18 protein-coding genes and 3 tRNA genes are annotated in these 16,195 nt (G+C 66.9%); 14 read left to right on the plus strand and 7 right to left on the minus strand.

Features of this window, described 5'->3' with window-relative positions; genetic code table 11:
• Positions 1-83 precede the first annotated feature (83 nt).
• The gene (gene trxA, locus AC5P68_RS06625) at positions 84-941 is read right to left on the minus strand and encodes a thioredoxin (RefSeq protein WP_005410542.1); all 858 of its coding nucleotides are present in this window, start codon (positions 939-941) and stop codon (positions 84-86) included.
• 124 nt (positions 942-1,065) lie between these two features.
• On the opposite strand from trxA, the gene AC5P68_RS06630 reads away from it, so the two are divergent.
• The 8 genes from AC5P68_RS06630 to AC5P68_RS06665 all read left to right on the plus strand — a co-directional run bounded on the left by AC5P68_RS06630 (position 1,066) and on the right by AC5P68_RS06665 (position 7,956).
• Positions 1,066-1,668 carry a DUF998 domain-containing protein gene (locus AC5P68_RS06630; protein WP_231522377.1) on the plus strand — a complete coding sequence of 201 codons (603 nt, stop codon included), beginning with the start codon at positions 1,066-1,068 and terminating at the stop codon, positions 1,666-1,668.
• Positions 1,669-1,773: 105 nt separating this feature from the next.
• Positions 1,774-4,416, plus strand: a complete 2,643-nt coding sequence (leuS, locus tag AC5P68_RS06635; protein WP_005410540.1) for a leucine--tRNA ligase — start codon at positions 1,774-1,776, stop codon at positions 4,414-4,416.
• Between the two features lie 136 nt (positions 4,417-4,552).
• Positions 4,553-5,137 (plus strand): LPS-assembly lipoprotein LptE, encoded by a 585-nt coding sequence (locus AC5P68_RS06640; RefSeq protein ID WP_005410539.1) that lies wholly within the window; start codon positions 4,553-4,555, stop codon positions 5,135-5,137.
• A 9-nt stretch (positions 5,138-5,146) separates the two neighbouring features.
• Positions 5,147-6,184: a DNA polymerase III subunit delta gene (gene holA, locus AC5P68_RS06645; RefSeq protein WP_231522376.1), complete on the plus strand. Its 1,038-nt coding sequence runs from the start codon at positions 5,147-5,149 to the stop codon at positions 6,182-6,184.
• Positions 6,185-6,853 (plus strand): nicotinate-nucleotide adenylyltransferase, encoded by a 669-nt coding sequence (gene nadD, locus AC5P68_RS06650; RefSeq protein ID WP_005410537.1) that lies wholly within the window; start codon positions 6,185-6,187, stop codon positions 6,851-6,853.
• A 58-nt stretch (positions 6,854-6,911) separates the two neighbouring features.
• On the plus strand, positions 6,912-7,322 hold the full coding sequence (gene rsfS, locus AC5P68_RS06655) for a ribosome silencing factor (RefSeq protein ID WP_005410536.1): 411 nt from the start codon (positions 6,912-6,914) through the stop codon (positions 7,320-7,322).
• A 64-nt stretch (positions 7,323-7,386) separates the two neighbouring features.
• Positions 7,387-7,857, plus strand: a complete 471-nt coding sequence (gene rlmH, locus AC5P68_RS06660; RefSeq protein WP_005414126.1) for a 23S rRNA (pseudouridine(1915)-N(3))-methyltransferase RlmH — start codon at positions 7,387-7,389, stop codon at positions 7,855-7,857.
• Positions 7,858-7,879: 22 nt separating this feature from the next.
• A tRNA-Asn gene (locus tag AC5P68_RS06665) sits at positions 7,880-7,956 on the plus strand.
• Between the two features lie 48 nt (positions 7,957-8,004).
• On the opposite strand, the gene AC5P68_RS06670 is transcribed toward AC5P68_RS06665, so the two are convergent.
• Complete coding sequence (locus AC5P68_RS06670; protein ID WP_005408862.1) at positions 8,005-8,541, minus strand: GspH/FimT family pseudopilin; 537 nt, start codon at positions 8,539-8,541, stop codon at positions 8,005-8,007.
• 129 nt (positions 8,542-8,670) lie between these two features.
• On the opposite strand from AC5P68_RS06670, the gene uvrB reads away from it, so the two are divergent.
• The 3 genes from uvrB (at position 8,671) to AC5P68_RS06685 (ending at position 11,050) form a co-directional block, all read left to right on the plus strand.
• Positions 8,671-10,695: an excinuclease ABC subunit UvrB gene (gene uvrB, locus AC5P68_RS06675; RefSeq protein WP_033833863.1), complete on the plus strand. Its 2,025-nt coding sequence runs from the start codon at positions 8,671-8,673 to the stop codon at positions 10,693-10,695.
• Between the two features lie 107 nt (positions 10,696-10,802).
• Positions 10,803-10,877 (plus strand) — tRNA-Val (locus AC5P68_RS06680).
• 98 nt (positions 10,878-10,975) lie between these two features.
• A tRNA-Val gene (locus tag AC5P68_RS06685) sits at positions 10,976-11,050 on the plus strand.
• Between the two features lie 94 nt (positions 11,051-11,144).
• Here AC5P68_RS06685 and AC5P68_RS06690 read toward each other — a convergent pair.
• The 3 genes from AC5P68_RS06690 to AC5P68_RS06700 all read right to left on the minus strand — a co-directional run bounded on the left by AC5P68_RS06690 (position 11,145) and on the right by AC5P68_RS06700 (position 12,605).
• Positions 11,145-11,477: a hypothetical protein gene (locus tag AC5P68_RS06690; protein ID WP_049403688.1), complete on the minus strand. Its 333-nt coding sequence runs from the start codon at positions 11,475-11,477 to the stop codon at positions 11,145-11,147.
• A 257-nt stretch (positions 11,478-11,734) separates the two neighbouring features.
• Positions 11,735-11,923 (minus strand): hypothetical protein, encoded by a 189-nt coding sequence (locus AC5P68_RS06695; protein ID WP_005408865.1) that lies wholly within the window; start codon positions 11,921-11,923, stop codon positions 11,735-11,737.
• Positions 11,924-12,035: 112 nt separating this feature from the next.
• The gene (locus AC5P68_RS06700; RefSeq protein ID WP_049403689.1) at positions 12,036-12,605 is read right to left on the minus strand and encodes a TlpA family protein disulfide reductase; all 570 of its coding nucleotides are present in this window, start codon (positions 12,603-12,605) and stop codon (positions 12,036-12,038) included.
• A 162-nt stretch (positions 12,606-12,767) separates the two neighbouring features.
• Here AC5P68_RS06700 and AC5P68_RS06705 point away from each other — a divergent pair, with 162 nt between their 5' ends.
• Entirely contained in the window at positions 12,768-12,908 is a 141-nt protein-coding gene (locus AC5P68_RS06705) for a hypothetical protein (RefSeq protein WP_164281623.1), read from the plus strand.
• Positions 12,909-12,950: 42 nt separating this feature from the next.
• On the opposite strand, the gene AC5P68_RS06710 is transcribed toward AC5P68_RS06705, so the two are convergent.
• On the minus strand, positions 12,951-13,235 hold the full coding sequence (locus AC5P68_RS06710; RefSeq protein ID WP_005408868.1) for a hypothetical protein: 285 nt from the start codon (positions 13,233-13,235) through the stop codon (positions 12,951-12,953).
• Between the two features lie 30 nt (positions 13,236-13,265).
• Positions 13,266-14,033, minus strand: a complete 768-nt coding sequence (locus AC5P68_RS06715) for a MipA/OmpV family protein (protein WP_033833866.1) — start codon at positions 14,031-14,033, stop codon at positions 13,266-13,268.
• Between the two features lie 145 nt (positions 14,034-14,178).
• On the opposite strand from AC5P68_RS06715, the gene AC5P68_RS06720 reads away from it, so the two are divergent.
• Complete coding sequence (locus AC5P68_RS06720) at positions 14,179-14,850, plus strand: response regulator transcription factor (protein WP_033833867.1); 672 nt, start codon at positions 14,179-14,181, stop codon at positions 14,848-14,850.
• A 1-nt stretch (position 14,851) separates the two neighbouring features.
• On the plus strand, positions 14,852-16,195 hold the full coding sequence (locus tag AC5P68_RS06725) for a sensor histidine kinase (RefSeq protein ID WP_033833868.1): 1,344 nt from the start codon (positions 14,852-14,854) through the stop codon (positions 16,193-16,195).

The following is a 16,195-nucleotide window of genomic DNA, read 5'->3' on the forward strand; positions in this document are numbered from 1 at the left end:
GGATCGTGGCGGCCCTACGGCCGCCATCGTGCGCATTATTGCCCGCGTCCAGTGCAGGGATTCTGAACGAACCCGGCTTCCGTTCAGAACAGCAGGGAGGCCATCCTGCGGCGGTACTGGCCGACCAGGTCCTCGTCGGAGATCACATTGAAGGCATCGATCAGCGCCTTGCGCGGCAGGCCTTCCTCGAAACTCCGGTCGATCCGCAGCATTTCCAGGAACTGCGCCAGCGCGGCTTCGTCATGGCCGCCGAGCAGCAGCTGCACGCCGCGCAGGTGGCGGGCCTTGAGGTCATTGCCGTTGGCGGCGATTCGCGCGTCCAGCACCTCGGCGGCCGGGGCGTCCTTCAGGGCAGCGGCAAAGGACAACCGGGCGCGGGCGCGCACGGCGCGGTCGTCGGTGGCCAGGTTGGCGGGCAGGCCGTCGATCAGCGTACCGGCTTCGTCCACGCCGCCGATCTGCAGCAGGGCCAGGGCCAGGTCGAGCTTCAGCTCGTCCTTGTCCGGCTCGGCGGCGATCTGCGCACGCAGTACGTCCACCTGTGCCTGCGGATCCAACGGCGCTTCGTCCTCGGCGGCAGTGTCGCCGACGTCGGCCGGCACGATGCCGTGCTGGGCGAGGAACTCACGCAGCTGGCCTTCCGGGATGGCGCCGGGGAAGCCGTCCACCAGCTGGCCGCCCTTGACCAGGAACACGGTCGGCACCGAGCGGATCTGGAAGGCGGCGGCGATCTGCTGTTCCTTGTCGACATCGACCTTGGCCAGCTCGAAGGCACCGTTGTATTCGGCGGCCAGTTTTTCCAGCATCGGGCCCAGGGTCTTGCAGGGGCCGCACCACGTGGCCCAGAAGTCGACCAGCACCGGCGTCTGCAGCGACTTCTGCAGGACTTCGGCCTCGAAGGTCGCAGTGGTGGCGTCGAATACGTAGGTCGTCTCGGTCATGGGGGAGGCATCGATTGGCATCTGGAGACCGATTCTATGGTGACGATCGATGCCAGTCTCAACCCGGACTGCGGCAAATGCCCGACAATGCGTCGTTCCCGCCGCCGTTGCTCCTGGAGCCCGCATGACCTCCCCGTCTTCCCTGTTGCGTCTGTCCGGCCCCGCCGCCGCACTGCTGTTCGTGCTGGCGGTGCTGGGCTTCGGCGCCGGCCTGGACGGCTATGCACAGGCCATTCACCCGGTGGCCCTGCTGGGCGCACACGGCGTGCCGCACGCGTTGGCCTTCAATCTGCTGGGCTTCGTACTGCCGGGCCTGTTGGCGGTGGTCGTGGCCGAGTGCCTGCGCCGACAGCTGCCGGCCAGTGCTGGCTGGGCGCCGCGGGTGGGCAGCCAGATGCTGTTGCTGGGCGGACTGGCCTTCACCGCGATGGGCTTGATGCCGCTGGATGTGGACGATCTGCACGGGCCGGCCAGCCAGCTGCACGCCAGTGCCTGGATGATCTGGGTGCTGGGCTTCGTCGCCGGCACCCTGTTGCTGGGCATCTCGCAGCTGCGCCAGACGCACGGCCGCGCCCTGGGCGGGGTGGCGCTCGCCTGTGGCGTGCTGGCGGCGCTGGCTGCCTTTGCGCTGCAGGGCGTGCTGCCGGCGCCGCTGGCACAACGGCTTGCATTCGCCTGCTGGGCGGTCTGGCTGGCGCTGGCCCTGCCTCTGTCGCGACCGCGCTGAGATCGGCTCCGGGCGCTGGCGACGCCGGCGGTCGGCGGGCAGGATTGGAGACGTTTGCCGCACTGCGGTACGCTGTACCGCTTTGCCGCCGCATCCGCGTGTTCCATGACCAGCGCTGAAACCAACGCCTACGACCCGCAGCAGGTTGAATCCGCCGCCCAGAAGTACTGGGACGCCACCCGTGCCTTCGAAGTCGACGAGACTTCGGACAAGCCGAAGTACTACTGCCTGTCGATGCTTCCGTACCCGTCCGGTGCGCTGCACATGGGCCACGTGCGCAATTACACCATCGGCGACGTGATCAGCCGCTACAAGCGCATGACCGGCCACAACGTGCTGCAGCCGATGGGCTGGGACGCGTTCGGTCTGCCTGCGGAGAACGCGGCAATCAAGAACAAGACCGCACCGGCGGCCTGGACCTACAAGAACATCGAGCACATGCGTGGCCAGTTCAAGGCCATGGGCTATGCGGTGGACTGGTCGCGCGAATTCGCCACCTGCCGCCCGGACTACTATGTCCACGAACAGCGCATGTTCACGCGCCTGATGCGCAAGGGCCTGGCCTACCGCCGCAATGCGGTGGTGAACTGGGATCCGGTCGACCAGACCGTGCTGGCCAACGAGCAGGTCATCGATGGCCGTGGTTGGCGTTCCGGTGCGCTGGTCGAGAAGCGCGAGATCCCGCAGTGGTTCCTGCGCATCACCGATTACGCCCAGGAACTGCTGGACGGCCTGGATGAACTGGACGGCTGGCCGGATTCGGTCAAGACCATGCAGCGCAACTGGATCGGCCGCTCCGAAGGCCTGGAAATCCAGTTCGACGTGCGTGATGTCGACGGCAGTGCGCTGGATCCGCTGCGCGTGTTCACCACCCGTCCGGATACCGTGATGGGCGTGACCTTCGTGTCGATCGCCGCCGAACATCCGCTGGCCCTGCATGCGGCGAAGAACAACCCGGAATTGGCTGCGCTGCTGTCGGAAATGAAGCAGGGTGGCGTGTCCGAGGCCGAGCTGGAAACCCAGGAAAAGCGCGGCATGGACACCGGCCTGCGTGCCATCCATCCGGTCACCGGCGAAAAGGTGCCGGTGTGGGTCGCCAACTTCGTGCTGATGGGCTACGGCACCGGTGCGGTGATGGCTGTTCCGGGCCACGACCAGCGCGACAATGAAGTGGCAAACAAGTACGGCCTGCCGATCAAGCAGGTGATCGCGCTGAAGGATCCGCGCAACGACGACGAGCGCACCTGGGATGGTGCCCGCTGGCAGGACTGGTACAGCGACAAGAACCGTGCCTTCGAACTGGTCAACTCGGCCGAATTCGATGGGCTGGATTTCCAGGGCGCCTTCGAAGCCCTGGCCGAACGCTTCGAGCGCAAGGCCCAGGGCCAGCGCCGCGTCAACTATCGCCTGCGCGACTGGGGCGTGAGCCGCCAGCGCTACTGGGGTTGCCCGATTCCGGTGATCTACTGCGACAAGTGCGGTGCGGTGCCGGTGCCGGAAGAGCAGCTGCCGGTGGTGCTGCCGGAGGACGTGGCGTTCTCGGGGACTGGTTCGCCGATCAAGACCGATCCGGAATGGCGCAAGACCACCTGCCCGGAATGCGGCGGCGCGGCCGAGCGCGAGACCGACACCTTCGACACCTTCATGGAGTCGAGCTGGTACTACGCCCGCTACACCTCGCCGGGTGCCCGTGATGCGGTCGACAAGCGCGGCAATTACTGGTTGCCGGTCGACCAGTACATCGGCGGCATCGAGCACGCGATCCTGCACCTGATGTATTTCCGCTTCTACCACAAGCTGCTGCGCGACGCGCGGATGGTGGACAGCAACGAACCGGCACGCAACCTGCTGTGCCAGGGCATGGTGATCGCCGAGACCTACTACCGCCCGAACCCGGACGGCTCGAAGGACTGGATCAATCCGGCCGATGTGGAAGTGCAGCGCGACGAGCGCGGCCGCATCACTGGCGCCACGCTGATCGCCGACGGCCAGCCGGTGGTGGTCGGTGGCACTGAAAAGATGTCCAAGTCGAAGAACAACGGCGTGGACCCGCAGGCGATGGTCGACAAGTACGGTGCCGACACCGTGCGCCTGTTCTCGATGTTCGCCGCCCCGCCGGAACAGTCGCTGGAGTGGAACGAAGCCGGCGTGGACGGCATGGCGCGCTTCCTGCGCCGCCTGTGGGCCCAGGTGCAGAAGCACGCCGCCGACGGTGCCGCCCCGGCGCTGGACGTGGCCGCGCTGGACGCCAACCAGAAGGCACTGCGCCGCAAGACCCACGAGACCATCGGCAAGGTCGGTGACGACTATGGCCGTCGCCACAGCTTCAATACCGCCATCGCGGCGGTGATGGAACTGATGAACGCGCTGGCCAAGTTCGAGGACGGCAGCGAGCAGGGCCGTGCGGTGCGCCAGGAAGCGCTGCAGGCCATCGTACTGCTGCTGAACCCGATCACCCCGCATGCCAGCCACGCCCTGTGGCAGGTGCTGGGCCATGGCGAGACGCTGCTGGAAGACCAGCCGTTCCCGCAGGCCGACGCCGGTGCGCTGGTGCGCGACGCGCTGACCCTGGCCGTGCAGGTCAACGGCAAGCTGCGTGGCACCATCGAGGTGGCCGCCGATGCTGCACGCGAGCAGGTCGAAGCACTGGCTCTGGCCGAGCCGAATGCGGCCAAGTTCATGGAAGGCCTGACCGTGCGCAAGATCATCATCGTGCCGGGCAAGATCGTGAACATCGTCGCTGCCTGATGCATCCTGGGCCGGTCACCCACGCGGTGGCCGGTACCTTCCCGGTGCGGGGCCATGCACTTGATGGCCCTGCATTCACGCGGCTTCGGGCAGGCTGTGTGTTGCCGTGATCGCCCGGCTCCGCCAGACTGTCTCCATGACCCGAATCCTGCTTGCCCTCGTTCTTGTCCTCGGCCTTGCCGGCTGCGGTTTCCATCTGCGCAACAAGCTGATGCTGCCGACCGACACGGCGCCGGTGAAGGTGGTCTCCACCGCGCCTTACAGCGAACTGGTCAAGCTGCTCAATCGCAGCCTGCTGGCATCCGGAGCCAAGCTGGCCGACGAGGACAGCAAGGGGCCCAGTACCCAGCTCCAGGTGCTCTCCGAACGCTGGGGCGACCTGCCGATCGCCATCGACTCGCAGGGCCGTGCGCAGGAGTACAGCCTGCGCTATGCGGTGATCTTCATCTTCCGTCGCGAGGATGGCAGCGAGCTGGTGCCGCAGCAGGTGATCGAACTGTCGCGCGACTACGTGTCGCCGCCGACCGACGCCACCGGTACCACCACCGAACGCGAAATCCTGGCCGATGAGCTGCGACGGGAAATGTCCGCGTCGATCATCCGCCGCATCGACAGCGTGGTGCGCGCCGAGATCGAGAAGGGCGGCAGCCTGACGGCGCCGAAGGCCAAGCCGATCGAAGGGGCGGAGCCGGCCGAGCCGGTTCCCGCAGCCAAGCACTGAGTCGCGACGATGGAACTGCGTCCGGAGCAGCTGGCCAGCCAGGGCGCTGACACCCCGCTGGCGCCGGTCTACCTGATTGCCGGCCCGGAAACCCTGCGCGTGCTTGAGGCGGCCGACGCCATCCGTGCACGCGCACGCGCCGCCGGCATTGCCGAGCGGGAAGTGTTCGACGCCGATGGGCGTGATTTCGACTGGAACCAGCTCGACGCCAGCTTCAACGCGCCCAGCCTGTTCAGTGCCCGCCGCCTGGTCGAGGCGCGCCTGCCCAGCGGCAAGCCGGGCAAGGACGGGGCCGAGGTGATCAGCCAGTTCTGCGCCAACCCGGCGCCGGACGTGGTGCTGATGATTACCGCCAACGAATGGAGCAAGGCCCACCAGGGCAAGTGGGCCGAGTCAGTCAATCGCATCGGCGTGCTGTCGGTGGCGTGGGCGATCAAGCCGCACGAACTGCCGGACTGGATCGAGCGCCGCCTGCGTGGCAAGGGCCTGCGTGCCGATCCGGCCGCCGTGCAGCGCCTGGCCGAGCGGGTCGAGGGCAACCTGCTGGCCGCTGCGCAGGAAATCGACAAGCTGGCGTTGCTGGCCGACGGCCAGCCGCTGGACGTGGAACGGATGGAATCGCTGGTGGCCGACGCCGCCCGCTATGACGTTTTCCGGCTGCTGGAAGCCACGTTCTCCGGCCAGCCGCCGGCGGTGCTGCGCATGCTGGCGGGCCTGCGTGGCGAAGGCGAGGCGGTGGCCGCACTGATGCCAATGGTGATCCGCGAGCTGTTGGCTGGTGCCGGCCTGGCCCGGGTACAGGCGCGTGGCGGCAATCTGGCCGCCGAAATGAAATCGCGCGGCATCTGGGAATCGCGGCAGGCGCCCTACAAGCGTGCTCTGCAGCGGCACCCCGAGGGCAAGCGCTGGGAGCGTTTCGTGGCCGAGGCCGGACTGGTCGACCGCATCGCCAAGGGGCGCGCCGACGGTGATGCCTGGCTGGCGCTGGAGCGCCTGCTGGTGGCCGTGGCCGAACCGCGTGCCGTGCGCCTGCTGGCGCGGGCCTGAGTGATGAGCCTGCGGATCTATTACGGGGGCACCTTCGATCCGGTGCACCTCGGGCACCTCGCCATCGCGCGTGCTGCCCGTGACGAACTGCAGGTCGCTGTACGCATGCTGCCGGCGGCTGATCCGCCGCATCGCGCGGTGCCGGGCGCAACCGCTGACCAGCGCTTCACCATGCTCTCGCTGGCCATCGGCGATGAGCCTGGCCTGCTGCTGGACCATCGTGAACTGGACCGCGCCATACGCTTTCCCGGCCGCCCGTCCTACACCGTCGACACCTTGCGCGAACTGCGCGGCGAGCTGGGCCCCAGCCGGCCATTGGCCTGGCTGGTCGGGGCCGACAGCCTGCTGGGCCTGACCCGCTGGCATGAATGGGAGGCACTGTTCGGGCTGGCCCATTTCGTGGTGGCCGAGCGCCCGGGCAGCCCCCTTCAGGCCTCGGTGGATGGCGAACTTGGCCGCGCCCTGGAAGGCCGCTGGGCCGACAACGAGCAGGCCCTGTTCGCCAGTCCGGCCGGGCGCATCCTGCGCCTGCATCATCCGCTGCGCGAGGAATCGGCCAGTGCCGTGCGTGCGCAGATCGCCGCCGGCGGCCCCTGGCGGGCGTTGCTGCCGCCGGCCGTGGCCGACTATGTGGCCGCCCATGGCCTGTACCGCTCCCCTACGCCGTGAATGCCGCCGCCCCGGCTTGCCCGTATAATCGCCCCCACGTTTATCGAGTCGATCCACTTTGAGCAACCAGACCCAGCCCCAGACCATCAAGGTCGATCTGCCCAGCCCGCCGCCGTCCGTGCCGGAACTGCTGGCCAGCGTCCGCCAAGCCACCGAAGACCTGAAGGCCAAGGACCTGGTCGAGATCGATGTGCGCGGCCGGTCCAGCGTTGCCGACTACATGATCGTCGTTTCGGGCACCTCGACCCGCCACGTCAAGTCGATCGCCGATGAAGTCGTGCGCTTTGCTAAGAATCTCGACGTGATGCCTCTGGGTGTTGAAGGCGAGCGCGAAGCCGAGTGGGTACTGGTCGACCTGGGCGACGTGATCGTGCATGTGATGCTGCCGCGCGTGCGTGAGTTCTATGCCCTGGAGCGCCTGTGGACCGTTGGCGACCAGCCGCCGTCCAGCGACGACGAAGTGGCCTGAGCCGCACGTTGATGCATCCCTTCGACGGCGCCGATGGCGCCGTCGACGTTTTGGAGGACCGTTGATGAAAGCCCGCCTGATTGCTACCGGCGAACGCGCACCCAGCTGGGTGGCGCAGGGCTTCGCCGAGTACCAGAAGCGGCTGTCGCACTGGCTGCCGTTCGATCTGGTGGAAATCGAGCCCGGCCTGCGCGGCAAGGGCCGCGATGCGCGCCGCGCCACCGAAGACGAAGGCAGGCGCGTGATCGCCGCACTGCCGAAGAATGCCTATGTGGTGGCGCTGGATGTGCCGGGCCGCCAGCTCAGTTCCGAACAGCTGGCGCAGCGGCTGGAGCATTGGCGTGGGCAGGGCAGGGACCTTGCCTTCCTGATCGGTGGCCCGGAAGGGCATTCGCCGGAAGTTTCCGCGCTGGCCGACGAAAAGTGGTCGATTGGACCATTGACGCTGCCGCACATGCTGGTGCGCCTGGTGGTGGCCGAGCAGTTGTACCGGGCCGCCGCAATGATTGCGAATCACCCCTACCATCGCGCGTGAAGAGTGGTTATACTAGTCGTCTGCCCGAATAGCTCAGCCGGTTAGAGCACTTGACTGTTAATCAGGGGGTCGTTGGTTCGAGTCCAACTTCGGGCGCCAGATACTGCAAAAGCCGCGAGAAATCGCGGCTTTTGTCGTTTTGGCCCGTCAGCAGGGAAGGGTGCGGTCGACACGCTCGCTGCGGATGCGGCCGCCGTTGTTGATGACCAACCTGCCATGCAGCCGGTCTCCTGCGCAGATGCGCAGCGTCAGATTGGCACCGGGACTGCGCCCGTCAGGCTGGAAGAACAGCAGCGGCCGTCCACCGCTGGCCTGGGCGACGATGGCGATGTCGGTCCGGCCTTGATGGTGGATCAGGATGTCCTGGGCGGATGCTGGTGTCCCCCGGTGCCTGCCGCTGCGATAGATGATCCACCCTGCGCTCCAGTCGCGGGAGCACTGCTCACCGTCGTCGCTGGCGCACAGCCCGATCAGTTCGCGGCGCTTCAGGGCCTCGCTTCTGGCGCTGGAAAGACTGGCATGCAGGGTCAGCTGCAGGGCGTCAGCGCGTTGCCGCAACAGCACCGGGCGCAGGGCCGGCCAGCCCACGGCCAGCAGAACGGAAAGGATGGCGATCACCACCAGCATCTCGACCAGATGCACGCCGCGTGATGCTGAACGACAGTGGGCGGGAGTGCGATGCATGGCATCAAGCCTCGCGCCGCAGCGGGACGCCCGCCATCAGGCACTGCCGCGCCCGCCTGCCCGGAAAGCCCTCAGCCGGCCGTCACCCCTTGCCCCGTATACTTGTCCTTCCCGGGAACTGGCAACACCATGAGCGACCGTTTCGAACTCGTCTCGCCGTATTCGCCGGCGGGCGACCAGCCTGATGCCATCGCGAAGCTGACCAGCAACTTCGAGGCGGGCATCGCCAAGCAGACCCTGCTGGGCGTCACCGGCTCGGGCAAGACCTACACCATCGCCAACGTCATCCAGAACGTGCAGAAACCGACGCTGATCATGGCGCCGAACAAGACGCTGGCGGCGCAGCTGTATGGTGAGTTCAAGGCGTTCTTCCCGCACAACGCGGTCGAGTATTTCGTCAGCTACTACGACTACTACCAGCCGGAGGCCTACGTGCCTTCGTCGGACACCTTCATCGAGAAGGACAGTTCGATCAACGAGCACATCGAGCAGATGCGGCTGGCCGCGACCAAGACCCTGCTGTCGCGCCCGGATGCGATCGTGGTGGCCACGGTGTCGGCGATCTATGGCCTGGGTGCGCCGGAGGACTACCTGTCGCTGCGCCTGATCCTGTCCAAGGGCGAGCGCATCGACCAGCGCGACCTGATCAATCACCTGACCCAGCTGCAGTACACGCGCAATGAGTACGAGCTTCAGCGCGGCACGTTCCGCGTGCGTGGCGAAGTGATCGACGTGTTCCCGGCCGAGTCGGACAGCGAAGCGCTGCGCATCGAGCTGTTCGACGGCGAGGTCGAGAAGATCACCCTGTTCGACCCGCTCACCGGTGAGACGATGCGCAACATGCAGCGTTTCACCGTCTACCCCAAGACCCACTACGCCACCACCCGCGAGCGCGTGCTGGCCGCGGTGGAAACGATCAAGGTGGAGTTGAAGGAGCGGCTTGAGCAGCTGTACGCGGAAAACAAGCTGGTGGAGGCGCAGCGCCTGGCACAGCGCACGCAGTTCGACATCGAGATGATGGCCGAGGTCGGGTTCTGCAACGGTATCGAGAACTACTCGCGGCACCTGACCGGCAAGAACGCCGGCGAGCCGCCACCGACCCTGTTCGACTACCTGCCGCCGGACGCGCTGCTGGTCATCGACGAATCGCATGTGACCATTCCGCAGATCGGCGCCATGTTCAAGGGTGACCGCTCGCGCAAGGAAACCCTGGTTGAGTTCGGTTTCCGCCTGCCGTCGGCGCTGGACAACCGCCCGCTGCGCTTCGAGGAATGGGAGGAGCGCTGCCCGCGCAGCATCTACGTGTCGGCCACGCCCGGGCCCTATGAACTGCGTGAAGCCGGTGACGAGATCACCGAACTGGTGGTGCGCCCAACCGGCCTGATCGACCCGGTGGTGGAGATCCGGCCGGTCGGTACCCAGGTCGACGATCTGATGAGCGAGGCCAACGCGCGCATCAAGGCGGGCGACCGCGTGCTGGTCACCACGCTGACCAAGCGCATGGCTGAAAACCTCACCGAGTACCTCACCGAACACGGTATCCGCGTGCGCTACCTGCACTCGGACGTGGATACGGTCGAGCGCGTGGAGATCATCCGCGACCTGCGCCTGGGCAAGTTCGACGTGCTGGTCGGCATCAACCTGCTGCGCGAAGGCCTGGACATGCCCGAGGTGTCGCTGGTGGCGATCCTCGACGCCGACAAGGAAGGCTTCCTGCGCTCCACCGGTTCGCTGATCCAGACCATCGGCCGCGCCGCCCGCAATGTGCGCGGCAAGGCGATCCTGTATGCGGACAAGGTGACCCGCTCGATGCAGGCAGCGATCGACGAGACCGACCGCCGCCGCGCCAAGCAGGTCGAGTACAACGAAGAACACGGCATCGTGCCGCGCTCGGTGGCGCGCCCGATCGTCGACGTCCTCGAAGGTGCGCGTTCGGATGCGGCGGAGAAGGAAGCCAAGAAGGGCAAGGGCAAGGGCAGGGCGGGTGTTGCCGAGGACGGAGCCGATTACCGTTCGCTCGGTCCGGCCCAGCTGGCGGCGCGTCTCAAGGCGCTCGAACAGCAGATGTACCAGCACGCCAAGGACCTGGAATTCGAGGATGCCGCACGGGTGCGTGACCAGATCCGGCAGCTGAAGGAAGCGAGTCTGGGCTGAACGCGGCGGTGCAGCATCTTCTTCACAAAAGTGTTGCGCTTCACGGCCGGCATCCGTAATATACGCGGCCTGCACCGACGCAATCGCGGACGTTCAGAAGCAAAAACGGGCGGTTAGCTCAGCGGTAGAGCACTACCTTGACATGGTAGGGGTCACAGGTTCGAACCCTGTACCGCCCACCACGAAGTCTCCGGAAGGAGGCTGTCGTGAACTGAAGAGCCCGGCCCTGGCGCCGGGTTTTTACGTAGCAAGGCCAGCTTTCGGGCGGCAGGAACAAGATGGGCGGTTAGCTCAGCGGTAGAGCACTACCTTGACATGGTAGGGGTCACAGGTTCGAACCCTGTACCGCCCACCACCTGGCTCCCGGCATTGCCGGTGCAGCGGTGGATCACGATGAAAGCCGGCCCTGGGCCGGCTTTCTCGTTTACGACGGTTGCCGGTGCCGAGCGTCAGCGCTGGGCAACCCATTCGTCGATGCTGATCATGCGCTGCAGCCGCCAGTGGCCGTCCACGCGTTCCCAGACCTGCGCGAAGCGCGCCGAGCCGGCTTGCCGCTGCGGGGCGTCGGCCTGCAGCGGCTGATTGCCCACGCGCAATACGCGATCCTGGCGTAGCCGGTACAGCTGCAGGGTGGCCGGGGCCGCTTTCCGATCCGGCACCGAGGATGTTTCTGCCTGACCGGCGTCGGCCTGCAGGATCTGGCTGCGCAGGGAGGCATCCCCGGCGTCGGCATCGCGGCCGAACAGGCCAGCGCACAACAGCAGCAGGGCAAGCATCGGCATGGCACGGTGCTCCGGAGAAGGGAGTCCAGCGTGGCACTGCCCCCTGCGCTGTGAAACCGGTATGCGACGAAAGCCGGAAAAGCGCCCGCCAAGTCGCTGCGGGAAGGATGAATCCGGGCCAGGAAGTGCCGGGCCGCGCTTCAAGGCGGCCCGGCGTGGTGGGCCACTGCGGGGTGGCCCGGTCATGGCCGCGGCGCTGGCTCAGCTCCGCGGCGGGTGTGGCAGGTCAGCGATGCCGACCCCATGCACGGATCCGGTTACAACGGATCGCAGCACAGCAGCTGGCCGTGCTTGCCCGCGTTGCCGAACGGGCACTGCGGGTGTGGTTCGCAGCCCGGTGCATATCCGGTCTTGGGCGAGACGGCGAAGGCCTGGCTGGCGCCGAAGGCCATGGCCGCGACAACGACGATACCGGCGACGGACGAAAGCACTTTCTTTCCGATCATGTGTATCTCCTTGGTTGGCGTTGTGGAGTTGCAGTTGCCGAAGGCACGGGAGTGCCGGTTGTGGCGCGAATGCGGTAACAGGGGGCCGCGACGCGATGCGCGGCACGCGGGATCAGGGCAGCGCCGGCCTCGGTGCGAGCGAGGCGACGGCAGCCTGCACGACCTGGGCGTCGAGCTGGCCGACATGCTTGTAGGCAACGCGGCCATCGGCAGCCAGCACCATCAGCATCGGCGTGACGGTGGCGCGATAGCGCGTGGACGCGGCGGCTTCGTTGTCGATGGCGATCGGGAAGCGCAGTGCATGTTTGCCGGCGTAGTCCCCCAGCTGGTCGTATGGCGGCATGCCGACACCGACCAGTTCGCTGTTGCCGCGGGCCGCGGCGATCTGTTGCAGCTGCGGTACCGAGGCCAGGCAGTAGCGGCATGCGGTGGAGAAGAAATAGAGGATCTGCGGAACCTCGCGCGCGCCGCCGATATCGACGAAGGTCTGCTGCGTGGTGCGCAGCGCCAGCGCATCCGGGCGACTGCCCAGTTCGAGGCCATGTGCTGCAAGACGCATGTCCTGCAGCTGCGTGGCCATCTGCTCATTGATCTGCCGCAGCTGGCGGTTCTGCCATCCGAGCGCGATGACCAGCACGGACAGCAGCAGGGCGACAACGGGGAACAGGACGCGCTTGAGCATCGATCATCCTTGAACACAGCGTTGGGTCGAACATACCCGAACTGGCGCGCAGGTTGTTAAGCGGATGTTCCCGGCGCATCCTCCGACGGAGCACATGTACTAGAGTTGTGCCCGCGCAGGCTTGCGTGCATGCCCTCCACCCATCCCCAGGATCTTTCAACGATGAGCGATCATGTGCCGGTTTCCAGGCCCAATCCGTTCTTTGAAGTGCTGTTCGGCGGCAACATGCTGGAAGGTACGTTCAAGGCAGTGATCTGGGTCGCCCTGTTGTCCGCTGTGCTGGCCTGGACCACGTTCCGCTGAGCGGCTGCGCGGCACTGCGGCAGCGTTGCGGCTGGCCGGTGCTCAGGCGCTGAAGGCCTGGCGCAGGCTGCGCAGGGTGGCCTGCCGGTGCTCTTTCGCGCTGGCCTCGCCCATCTCCAGTTCCTGCAGGCGCAGCCCGACCAGGGTCATCGAAAGCGCGTATCCCCGGGCCGCGTCGGCAACGCGCGACTGGCCGAGCGCGCGACGTGCAAGCGCGCTTACGTGCTCAAGGTCGGGCATCAGGCCAAGGTAGACGCGTTCGGCGCTGTCCAGATCGGGGGCTCGCAGGATCGCGTGTGCTTCGGAAGTGGGGGAGACGGAGGCCATGGGGAGTCCTTGTCCGTAGCGGGTGCTCGTTCAGAACGAGCGCATCAGGGAAATGAAGGCCGACGACTGTGTGCCGCGTCGTGCCATCGGGCTGTCCTTCACCGCATCGCCAAACCACTGGTTGGCGACGACGCCGGTCGCGCGCCACTTCGTGCCCAGCGGCGTGCTGACGGCGATCTGCAGGCTTGGCGATGTCGTGCTGCCCGGCCGGTAGGCGGCCAGTCCGGAGCGCAGCGCTTCCTCATCGCTGATGCCGTAGTAGTAATCCAGCAAGCGTGCGCTGGAGCGCACCACGCCCACCTTGGGGACCCAGGTGAAGCGGCCGGCCTGGATCGGATAGCTGTAGTGCAGGCGCGATTCGAAACCGCCGCCGTGGCCGGTGATCTCACGCATCACCCCAGCTTCGATGATGCCCCAGTCGGCGCTGTATTCGCCGTTGATGCCGGCCATGGCCGACATCTGCCGGCTGTGCAGGCGGCGCAGCTGCGGATCATTCACGTCATCGGTCTTGAAGCGCAGCGTGTAGGGCGTGAGCGCCGTCGAAAGGCGCAGGCCCTGGCCCTTGTACAGGTACATCCCCAGCGAGCCGGGGCTGGCGAAGAAGCGCTGGCCCTGCCAGGCAATGGACGGAACCACCAGTGGTTTGACGTCGTAGTGCGCATACGCGCCCGAGGTTGCGCCAGCGCTGATGCCGGCCTGCACGCCCGGGTTGCGGTCGGCGGCCTGCGCGAACACCGGCAGGCCGAATGCAGCGGAGAACAGCAGCGGGCGCAGCAGGGTCGAGGACAGTGACGGCATCGATCAGCGACTTTGCGGGGGATGGCTGCGCATGATGGCGGGGCAACATTGTCAGAACATTGCGTCGGCGCATCCGCCAGGCCGAAGCGGAAAAAGTGGGCGCCAGGCACTATGATCGGCACCGTTTCCGGTAGCCGAGCCCCCGATGCGCATCCTCCTGGTCGAAGACGATCCTGATCTGTCCCGAGCCCTGCAATCGGGACTGGAGCGGCAGGGCGTGGTCGCCGATGTGGTTGGTTGCCTGGCCGAAGCGGCCATCGCGCTGCGCGAACCCGTGCACCAGCTGATGCTGCTCGACCGCCAGTTGCCTGATGGCGACGGCGCTGGCTTCGTTGCCGTTGCGCGGGCCCTGCGCCCGAACCTGGCGGTGATCATGCTGACTGCCAAGGGCACGCTGTCGGACAAGGTCGAGGGCCTGGATGTCGGCGCCGATGACTATCTGGTCAAGCCGGTGGCGATCGAGGAGCTGATGGCGCGCATCCGTGCGGTGTCGCGGCGGCCGTCTGCGATGGTGACACCCAGCCTGCGACTGGGCCGGCTGGAATTCGATTTCGAATCGCTGCAGGCGCAGGTCGATGGCCAGCTGCTGGCGCTGCCGCGCCGGCAGGTGCTGGTGCTGCAGGCGCTGGCGATGCGGCAGGGACGCACCGTCACCCGCAGTGCCTTGGAGGCGGCAGTGTACGGCTTCGATGACGAGATCCAGTCCAATGCACTGGACGCGCATATCTCCAAGCTGCGCAAGGCGCTGCAACAGGCGGGGGCCGGCGTGGAGATCCATGTGATCCGCGGTGTCGGCTACCTGCTGGCGGAGGCCTGAGATGGCACGTCCGATCCGTTCCATCACCCTGGGCCTGGCCTGGCGCCTGTTCCTTGCACAGGCCTTCACCGTGCTGTTCGCGGTGGTCGCGTTGATCCTGACCTGGGGTGACAAGGACACCTGGGGCATGGACATGTTCATGGCCGAGGCAGTGGCCAAGGCAGTGCACAGCGAGGGTGGCCGACTGGTGCTGGACCAGGCGCGCTGGGAAAAGCTCGATGCCAGTGCAGGCGGCAACCTCTGGTTCGCGGCAGTCGACGACAAGGGTGTCTGGTTGGAGCGCGGCACGATTCCGGCGATCCACGCGCCGCTGCTGGCGCGGTTGCCGACGCTGGGCGCGACCGAACTTGGTTCGCTGGTGCCGCCGTACCTGGATGTGGCGCGGGTGATGATCCGCAACGAAGAGGGGCGCCGCATCACGGTGATGGTCGGTGGCGCTCCAAAGGGCGGGTTGCTGGATGGCGCGCTGATGGTGCTGCGCCTGATCGGCCTGTGGTTCTTCCTGCCGTTGATCGTGGTCACGCTGCTGGTGATGCCGACGGTGATCCATCGCGCGATGCGCGGCGTGCGCCGCTCCGCGCAGCAGGCCAAGGAACTGGACATCGGCCAGCCGGGCGCGCGCCTGGATGCGCAGCTGGTGTCCACCGAGGTCGCACCACTGGTGGAAGCGTTCAACGATGCGATCGACAAGGTGCAGCAGGGCTATGCAGCGCGCGACAAGTTCCTCGCCGATGCCGCGCATGAGCTGCGCGTACCGATCGCGGTGGTGCAGGCGCGCCTGTCGCAGCTGCCGCAGGGTGAACTGAAATCGCAGTTGCTGACCGACGTCGCCCGCCTCGGCAACGTGGCTGAGCACCTGCTCGACCTGCAGCGTCTCGATCGCAATGTCGGCGCGCTGCAGCGGCTGGACCTGGCGTTGCTGGTGCGCGAGGCGGCCGCCGATCTGGCGCCGCTGGTGGTCGGCGCCGGTTATGGCTTCGAGGTGGATGCGCCGGAGTCGCCCGTGTGGATCCATGGCGACAGCCTGGCGCTGGGGCGGGTGATCGCCAACCTGGTGCACAACGCCATCGTCCATGGCGGCGGGCGCGGCACGATCTGCGTGCGCCTCGATGCACGCGGCCTGCTAGAGGTCAGCGACCAGGGCGCCGGCATTCCGGTCGGCGACCGCGAAGCGATCTTCGAGCCCTTCCACCGCCTGCGTGCAGCCGGCAGCGGCAGTGGCCTGGGCCTGCACCTGGTGAAGGAAATCGTGCAGCACCACGGTGGCTCGGTCAGCGTTGGCGAAGCGGCTGGCGGCGGCGCCAGCTTCAGAGTCAATTTCCACCGCGGTACCGTACGGCGCTGA

It is taken from the genome of Stenotrophomonas sp. YJH_SMC_58 (genome assembly GCF_059369635.1).